Genomic DNA, 6,047 nt, shown 5'->3' with positions numbered 1-6,047 from the left:
CTCCGGTGTCGCCCACTTCGCCTACGACGACGAGGAGACCTGCCTCGAAGAGGTCCGCTACCTCCTCTCGCTCCTCCCGCAGAACAACCGCGAGAACCCGCCGCGGGTCGCCTCCGAGGACCCGGCCGACCGCACCGGCGACACTCTTCTGGACCTGGTCCCGGCGGACGGCAACCGTCCGTACGACATGCGCAAGGTGATCGAGGAGCTCGTCGACGACGGCGACCACCTGGAGATCCACGAGCGCTGGGCCACCAACATCATCTGCGCGCTGGCCCGGCTCGACGGCCAGGTCGTGGGCATCGTCGCCAACCAGCCGCAGTCCCTGGCCGGCGTCCTGGACATCGAGGCCTCGGAGAAGGCCGCGCGATTCATCCAGATGTGCGACGCCTTCAACATCCCGATCATCACTCTTCTGGACGTCCCCGGCTTCCTTCCGGGCGTGGACCAGGAGCACGGTGGAATCATCCGCCACGGCGCGAAGCTGCTGTACGCGTACTGCAATGCCACGGTTCCGCGTATCTCGGTGATCCTGCGCAAGGCGTACGGCGGTGCGTACATCGTGATGGACTCCCAGTCCATCGGTGCGGACCTGACGTACGCGTGGCCGACCAACGAGATCGCCGTGATGGGCGCGGAAGGCGCGGCAAATGTGATCTTCCGGAAGCAGATCGCGGAGGCCGACGACCCGGAGGCGATGCGGGCGCGCATGGTCAAGGAGTACAAGGCGGAGCTGATGCATCCGTACTACGCGGCCGAGCGCGGGCTGATCGACGACGTGATCGACCCCGTCGAGACCCGTTCGGTGCTGATCAAGTCGCTGGCCATGCTCGCGACGAAGCACGCCGATCTGCCCTCGCGCAAGCACGGCAACCCGCCCCAGTAAGGGAGAGACACATGAACGACACGCTCGTACGCGTCGAGAAGGGCACCGCCGACGCCGAGGAACTGGCCGCGGTCACCGCCGTCCTCCTCGCCCGCGCGGCGGCCGGCAACGGCCACGAGGCCCCCGCCCGCCCGCGCCGCTCCTCCGCCGGCTGGCGCCGCCTGGAGCGCACCCCGGGCTTCCGCGCCCCGCACAGCTGGCAGGGCTGAGCCCCTCCGGCGGGGGGCCGGGCGGCCCCCCGCCGGACACAGCTGGCAGGGTTGAGCCCGGGCCCGCGACAGCGGCCCACCACCACGCGAAAGGTCCCCGCACTCGTCAGAGTGCGGGGACCTTTTCGTCTGCGCGACCGAAAGCGATGGCTGTGCGGAGGTGCTGACATGCCGGCGTCAGCAGATCCGCACAGCCATCCCTGACCGCTCTACCGCAGCCGGGCCATGAGGGCGTGCTCGACGAGCGTGATGAGTGCGCTCTTGGCTTCGTTGCGGTGGCGGGCGTCGGTGATGATGATCGGTGCGTCGGGGCCGATCTGGAGTGCTTCGCGGACTTCTTCGGGGTTGTAGGGCTGGTGTCCGTCGAAGCCGTTGAGGGCGATGACGAAGGGGAGGCCGCTGTTCTCGAAGTAGTCGACGGCGGGGAAGCAGTCGGCGAGGCGTCGGGTGTCGACGAGGACGACGGCGCCGATGGCGCCGCGGACCAGGTCGTCCCACATGAACCAGAAGCGGTCCTGACCCGGGGTACCGAAGAGGTACAGGATCAGGTCCTGGTCCAAGGTGATGCGGCCGAAGTCCATGGCCACGGTCGTCGTGGTCTTGTCCGGCGCGTGCGTGAGGTCGTCGATCCCCGCCGAGGCGGAGGTCATGACGGCTTCGGTGCGCAGCGGGTTGATCTCCGAGACCGCGCCGACGAACGTGGTCTTGCCCACGCCGAAGCCACCGGCCACCACAATCTTCGCGGAGGTGGTGGAGCGGGCTGCCTCGCCGCTAGAGGTTCCGAAGTCCACTGAGCACCCTTTCGAGCAGTGTCACGTCAGGCTGGCCGCCGGCGGACTCGTCGCCGCCGGGCTGATGGATGGCGACAAGTCCGGCCTCCGCCAAGTCGGCGACGAGGATTCGGGCGACGCCGAGCGGGATGGAAAGAAGTGCCGAGATCTCGGCGACCGACTTGATCTCACGGCACAGATGGCAGATGCGCTGGTGTTCAGGCAACTGCCCTTGGAGCTGGGACGGCTGAGCCGTGGTGTGCACCAGTGCCTCGATGGCGAGCTGGTAGCGCGGCCGGGTACGGCCGCCGGTCATCGCATACGGTCGCACCAGCGGGTTGTGCGCGCCCCCCGAGGGGGTCGCACGCCGGTGCTTCTGGGGCTGCGCGGGCGCGCTGTACGGCGACCGCGGAGCCTCCGGCTGAGCTTGGTGACTCGGTGCGGAGGGGAAATTGAAGCGGTTCAGCGGGGGCTGAGCCTGCTGTTCATTGCCGTACGGGTAACCGCCGGGGGGCGTTGCCACGTCTCCTCCTCCAACTTGCCTGTCTGATGCTGGTCGCGCCACCGCACCTTATGGGGCGGTGGCGCGAAACGCACTGCCTCTTTGCTAGTTGAGAAGGCTCCCCTGCAGTTCGGCGCGGAGGTCGGGCGTGAGCACACTGCCCGCGCGGTCGACCAACAGGGCCATCTCGTAGCCCACGAGGCCGATGTCGCACTCGGGGTGCGCCAGCACGGCCAGCGAGGATCCGTCGGAGACGGACATGATGAAGAGGAAACCACGCTCCATCTCCACCACGGTCTGGTTGACCGCGCCGCCCTCGAAGATCCGGGAGGCACCCGCGGTCAGCGAGGTCAGGCCGGAGGCTACTGCCGCCAGCTGGTCGGCGCGGTCCCGCGGGAACCCTTCGGACATGGCCAGAAGGAGTCCGTCAGCGGAGACCACGACGGTGTGGGACACCCCTGGGGTGTTGTCCACGAAACTGGTGATCAACCAGTTCAGGTTTTGCGCCGCCTGGCTCATCGGGCTCACACTAACGCTCCTGATCGTAGGTGCCGCCGGGGCCGAAGCCCTGGTCGTGTTGCTCATGTGCGGAGGTATCGGTCCCCGCGCTGCGCCCCTGCTGGACACCGCGGCGCAGGTTGCTCAACCTGCCGCGGACGTCCTCCGGGGCGCGGGATATCTGGGGGCCGCCCTGCGGGGTCGTTTCCGCCTTGCCCTCGACCAGGTTGGCCTTGGGGACCCGGCGGGGGAGACCGGAGGAGGTAATTCCGCCGGCCTTCGGCTCACGGAGCTGCTCGGCGCGGTGCCAGCGCTCGTCGTTCGCCGACTGCCAGTCGGACCTATCGGCCTCTGGACGCTGCTGTGGGTCCTGCTGCGACTGCTCCGGTTCTCCGCCGGCCCCCGCGGCGCTCTCGTCCGACTCGGACTGCTGCCACTGCTTCGCGCGGCGCGGCAGACCGGACCCGGTCAGCGAGTGGGAGCCGCTCGAAGAGGGGCCCGGACGGTCGAACTCTACGCGCTCCGGCTGGGCCGTGTCAGCGGACGGCAGGGATTCCGAATCGGCTCCGTGACCCTGCTCGTAGCCGTGCTGGTACGGACCAGCTTCGCTCCACTCGCCTTGGTGGGCGGGGGCGTTGTAGTCGCCATAGCCCTGCTGGTCGCCGTACCCGGAATCGGTATAGCCGGATTCCGTATACGACTGCTGCGCGCTCTGCTCCGGCGCCTGCGAAAGGCCCTGCTGCTGGTCGTAGCTCTGCTGCTGGTCGTAACCCTGCTGCGGAACCTCGTCCCGGAACAGCGGGCGGTTGTCGGAGGCCTGCGCCTCCAGCGCCGCGCGCCGCTCCTCGCGCATCAGCGAACGGCCGACCGGGTCCAGCGAAGGTCCGGTGCCGGCGTCCGGCCGGGGCTCGTAACGGGAGTCGTCGAAGCCCAGTTCTGCGGCGGTGCGCAGCCGGGGGGCGGCAGGCGCGACCGGCGCGGCCGGCTGCTGCTGCTCCGGCACGGCCCGGGAAGTGAGCGTGAAGTCCTCGGGGGACATCTCGTCCAGCGAGGCGCCGCCACCGTGCGTGATGGCGTCCGGCAGCATCACCAGCGAGGTGGTGCCGGCCTGCTCGCCCGACGGGCGCAGCTGGACCCGGATGCCGTGGCGGGTCGCCAGGCGGCCGACCACGAACAGACCCATGCGCTGGGCGATCGCGACGTCCACGGTCGGCGGGTTGGCCAACCGGTGGTTGATGTCCGCGAAGTCGGTGGGCGTGAGGCCGATGCCCTTGTCGTGGATCTCGACCATCACACGGCCGTCGGGCAGCCGGGTCGCGGTCACACGGACCTTGGTGTGCGGGGAGGAGAACGTGGTGGCGTTCTCCAGCAGCTCGGCGAGCAGGTGCACGAGGTCGGTCACGGCCAGGCCGTGGATCTCGGCCTCCGGGACGCCGCTCAGCTCGATGCGCTCGTACGCCTCCACCTCGGAGGAGGCGGCGCGGAGCACGTCCACCAGCGGGATCGGCTGGTCCCAGCGGCGGCCGGGCTCCTCGCCCGCGAGGACGAGGAGGTTCTCGCCGTTGCGCCGCATACGGGTGGCCAGGTGGTCCATCCGGAAGAGGTTCTCCAGCTGGTCCGGGTCCGCCTCGTTGTTCTCCAGGTCCGTGATGAGCGTCAGCTGACGCTCGATGAGGGCCTGGTTGCGGTGCGAGAGGGTCGTGAAGATCGCGTTGACGTTGCCCCGCAGCAGTGCCTGCTCGGCGGCCAGTCGCACCGCCTCGCGGTGGACCTGGTCGAAGGCGCGGGCGACCTCGCCGATCTCGTCACCGGTGGTGATCGGGATGGGCTCGATACGGGTGTCGACGTGACCGGGGTCGGTGCGCGAGAGCTGGTCGACCAGGGCCGGCAGCCGCTGCTCGGCGATCTCGAAGGCGCCGGCGCGCAGTCGGAGCATGCTCCGGCTCATCGAGCGGGCCATCTTGCCCGCCACCACGAAGGCGGCGAACAGGGCCAGCACCATGATCGAGGAGTTGATGATCGCTTCCTGCTTGGCGTCGGAAGCGACCTTCTCGGCGTCGGCCACGGCCCGGTCGGCCAGCTGCATCTCGATGTAGTGGTAGGCGTCGAACTTGCCCGTCGCGGTGGTGAACCACGACTCGGCGGTGATGCCCTTGGTCTTCAGCGTCGCGGCAGGCGTGGTGGAGATGGCGGCGTACATCTTGTCCTGCTCGGTCACCTGGGCCTTGTCGGCCAGCGCCTTGTTGAGCCGGTTGATGTCGTCGTCGGTGCCGCCCTGGACGTACTCGCCGTGGGCGATGTACTCCAGGAAGTTGTAGGAGACGAAGGAGGTCGTCAGCTTCTCGCGGTTCTGCGCGTTACCGGGCTTCTCCAGAAGGTGGGCACCGAGGGAACGCTGCAGCGACTCGGCGGCCTTGGCGAGCTGCACGGCGTAGACCATGCGGCCGAAGGAGCTCGCGTTGTCGGTGCCGAGGCCCAGCTCGTTGGAGAACGCCATGAGCGGTCGCTGGATGGCGCCGTAGCCGTCCTCGGTGTCGGCGCCGGCCAGGGCGGACGAGTACGCGGCACTGCGGAGCCTGGGCAGCCCGGCTTCGGCGTCGCGCAGCAGCTTGATGCGGCGCTTGAGGCTCGGGGTGGCCGGCATGCTCTTGACGGCCTTGTCGAACTCGGTCCGGGCGGCGTCCGTCGCGTCCCGCGTCTTCTTGATGACCGGGTCGTCGCGGTGGTTCCCGAGCAGCGGGAGGGCCGTCTGGTCGCGCTCCTCGAGCACGGCGTGGGCGTACGTGGCCGCGGCCCGCACACCTCGCGCGGTGTCCGTGGCGTCCTGCGCCTCGTTCCAGGTGTCGACGGAGGTCTTCACGTGAAGGCCACCGAAGACCAGGGCGACGAGCACCGGGATCAGCAGAATGACGTTCAGCCGGGTGGGCACCCGCCAGTTGCGTGGGGAGAACCTGCCGCCACTGCCCTTCGTGGGCTCGGCGGGGGCTTCGGGCACGTCAGAGGGCAACGCCGCTGAGCGTGACGGTGGGGTGAAGTTGCCCCGCTCGTCCCGCGCCTGCTGCGTGGCGCCCGTCTTTCTACGCCTCACTCGACCAACAACCTCTCGGCGTCGGCACCTGACCTGTGCCGTGTATTTCCGCTGAGCCGTGACTGCTCAGCCCCGGAATTCCAGCACGGCAGGC

At 69.2% G+C, this 6,047-nt stretch carries 6 protein-coding genes; 2 read left to right on the top strand and 4 right to left on the bottom strand.

Features of this window, described 5'->3' with window-relative positions:
* Together FHS38_RS31785 and FHS38_RS31780 are read left to right on the top strand one after the other, a co-directional pair.
* A partial coding sequence (locus FHS38_RS31785; RefSeq protein ID WP_311775304.1) for an acyl-CoA carboxylase subunit beta occupies positions 1–886 on the top strand: 886 nt, incomplete at its 5' end.
* An 11-nt stretch (positions 887–897) separates the two neighbouring features.
* Positions 898–1,095 (top strand): acyl-CoA carboxylase subunit epsilon, encoded by a 198-nt coding sequence (locus tag FHS38_RS31780; RefSeq protein ID WP_130880089.1) that lies wholly within the window; start codon positions 898–900, stop codon positions 1,093–1,095.
* Between the two features lie 209 nt (positions 1,096–1,304).
* On the opposite strand, the gene FHS38_RS31775 is transcribed toward FHS38_RS31780, so the two are convergent.
* The 4 genes from FHS38_RS31775 to FHS38_RS31760 all read right to left on the bottom strand — a co-directional run bounded on the left by FHS38_RS31775 (position 1,305) and on the right by FHS38_RS31760 (position 5,953).
* Positions 1,305–1,886 (bottom strand): GTP-binding protein, encoded by a 582-nt coding sequence (locus FHS38_RS31775; protein ID WP_184739507.1) that lies wholly within the window; start codon positions 1,884–1,886, stop codon positions 1,305–1,307.
* Positions 1,867–2,388 carry a DUF742 domain-containing protein gene (locus FHS38_RS31770; protein WP_184739505.1) on the bottom strand — a complete coding sequence of 174 codons (522 nt, stop codon included), beginning with the start codon at positions 2,386–2,388 and terminating at the stop codon, positions 1,867–1,869. The genes FHS38_RS31775 and FHS38_RS31770 overlap by 20 nt, the downstream gene beginning before the upstream one ends.
* A gap of 84 nt (positions 2,389–2,472) precedes the next feature.
* Positions 2,473–2,895 (bottom strand): roadblock/LC7 domain-containing protein, encoded by a 423-nt coding sequence (locus FHS38_RS31765; protein ID WP_130880092.1) that lies wholly within the window; start codon positions 2,893–2,895, stop codon positions 2,473–2,475.
* Between the two features lies 1 nt (position 2,896).
* Positions 2,897–5,953 carry a sensor histidine kinase gene (locus FHS38_RS31760; protein ID WP_184739503.1) on the bottom strand — a complete coding sequence of 1,019 codons (3,057 nt, stop codon included), beginning with the start codon at positions 5,951–5,953 and terminating at the stop codon, positions 2,897–2,899.
* Between the last annotated feature and the right edge of the window lie 94 nt (positions 5,954–6,047).

Origin of the sequence: Streptomyces netropsis (assembly GCF_014203545.1) — a bacterium.
GTDB classification, from domain to species: Bacteria; Actinomycetota; Actinomycetes; order Streptomycetales; family Streptomycetaceae; genus Streptomyces; species Streptomyces netropsis.
The sequence above is the reverse complement of the archived record's forward strand: the minus strand, read 5'-3'. Positions and strand labels throughout refer to the sequence as shown.